The 1657-nt window shown below is 46.3% G+C and carries 2 protein-coding genes and 1 pseudogene; 1 reads left to right on the top strand and 2 read right to left on the bottom strand.

What is annotated here, in order from left to right:
* Together AB4090_RS15020 and AB4090_RS15015 are read right to left on the bottom strand one after the other, a co-directional pair.
* The coding region (locus AB4090_RS15020; RefSeq protein WP_369574683.1) for a hypothetical protein at nucleotides 1-329 on the bottom strand (329 nt) is incomplete at its 3' end.
* 500 nt (nucleotides 330-829) lie between these two features.
* The gene (locus tag AB4090_RS15015; RefSeq protein ID WP_369574682.1) at nucleotides 830-1057 is read right to left on the bottom strand and encodes a hypothetical protein; all 228 of its coding nucleotides are present in this window, start codon (nucleotides 1055-1057) and stop codon (nucleotides 830-832) included.
* 337 nt (nucleotides 1058-1394) lie between these two features.
* Between AB4090_RS15015 and AB4090_RS15010 the strand changes: the two are divergent.
* Nucleotides 1395-1657 (top strand): annotated as a pseudogene (locus tag AB4090_RS15010) (hypothetical protein); the annotation flags it as partial.

Below are 1657 nucleotides of genomic sequence, written 5' to 3'. Positions count from 1 at the left end.
CGCAGCAATGCGGCATATTGTAATGGCGTCAAATTATTTTGCAGAACTACGCTTTTTATCTCTCCCTCATACCGGGTAAGCGCCCTTCTTTTCTCTGTACCGCTCAATTGATTGTCATTTCCCAAGGCATGTGCCTTAATATCGATTGGATTAACTTCCTTTATCACAGAAACAAAACGCGCTAGCTCTTCGTGAGACACTGGCCGTTCCGCATCTTTTTGAATCTTATCAAGGCTTCTATTGTATCCAATAGCGCTTGCCACAGCGGGCGTCATTCCCACCGTACTAATGGCAAACATGACAACGATAAACCTAGCTATTCCAGTCATAAATGCTCCTTTATTACGCTCCGGTCGCGCATAACTTGGGCGGCATTTTCTACTATGATTATGGAAGCTTCACAGACAAGCTCCACCCATATTGAGACCTACATAATATGATAATCTCAGCAATCGATTCATAATGTATTGTGTTTTTCCTGAATGCCCGCGTCTCATAAGCTAGTCTGTGCCGGACTGCCCACCTGACGGCATACTCGGCGAGTTGCTGGATCCACTCGACTGTGGCGTACTGGGTGGATTACTCGGCTGGGAGGTGTTTGATTGGCCACCATCCGACTTTGACATTTCCGGTTGCCCACTGCTATGGTTTCCAGAACAGCCAGACAGCGCCGCGACAGCCAGCAATATCGCCCCGACATTTGCAACACCCATCTTTTTTATCGTCACGCTATTCATTCGCTCTCCTTTATACCAAAGTGCGGGCAGCTCAGAGTGTCACTTCCACCCCACGTGCAAGTGACACTCTGGGCCACTCCGCGGTTCACGTCTCACATTCCAGATGTATTTTGCTTTTTCTTGTGCCCCATCGACCCAGAAGATGGCTGGCCGCCCTGTTGCTGCATTCCCGGCTGGCCGCCCTGCTGCTGCATTCCCGGCTGGCCGCCCTGTTGCGCCGACGGCGGAGCATAGGCTGCAAATGCGTAACCCATGCACATTGCACTTACCACGAATCCGGCAACGATACTAACACCTGCCTTACTAATACCTGCTTTCATTAAGCCTCCTTGAAAGGGATATATGGAACTCAGTTACTGCAAGCACACGTTATCAATAGACTGAACGTGAGCGCAATACTAAATTCTATATTTTCTGTTACGCAATGTTATTATGGTTATGAAATACTTATTTAGAAATCTCTGGTATGATTCATTATTTTCCATTTCCATGGCGCACATAAAAAATTGAACAGAGCTGGTGTAGTTTTCAGCGATTTGATAGCATCAAAAGCCAGAAAATAAGTGTTAACAAATTATCTGTTGACAATCAACCGCTAATTTGTTTACGGTAAAAACACCCTATGTTTCCTTCCCTGAAATATGAAAAGGAGAGTTTATGCGCAATGCGTTTATTTTTCGCGTTATGATTCCCGCAGTAGTCGCCTTCGGTGTTGGTTCAGCAGTAGCAAACGCCGACACGATTAAGCAACCGGAGACAGCGCCAAAGGTCTCGAGTATGCCGGTGAGCCATAGTGAGCTTCGGCATTTCGCTGCTGCAATCAAGCAAATTCAACCAATTGATATGAAAGCCCATCAGGTAATCGCGAACAACAAATTGAATGCGACAGAAAAGCATCAGAAGTTACAAAGTTATGACAA

It is taken from the genome of Acidithiobacillus sp. IBUN Pt1247-S3, assembly GCF_041146875.1.
Classification (GTDB): domain Bacteria; phylum Pseudomonadota; class Gammaproteobacteria; order Acidithiobacillales; family Acidithiobacillaceae; genus Igneacidithiobacillus.
Note: the sequence above shows the minus strand (reverse complement) of the source record. Positions and strands in the feature narration are given on the sequence as shown.

Coding starts and splice junctions, on each gene's coding strand:
- AB4090_RS15015 (WP_369574682.1), bottom strand. CDS start 1,057: ATGAAAGCAGGTATTAGTAAGGCAGGTGTTAGTATCGTTGCCGGATTC.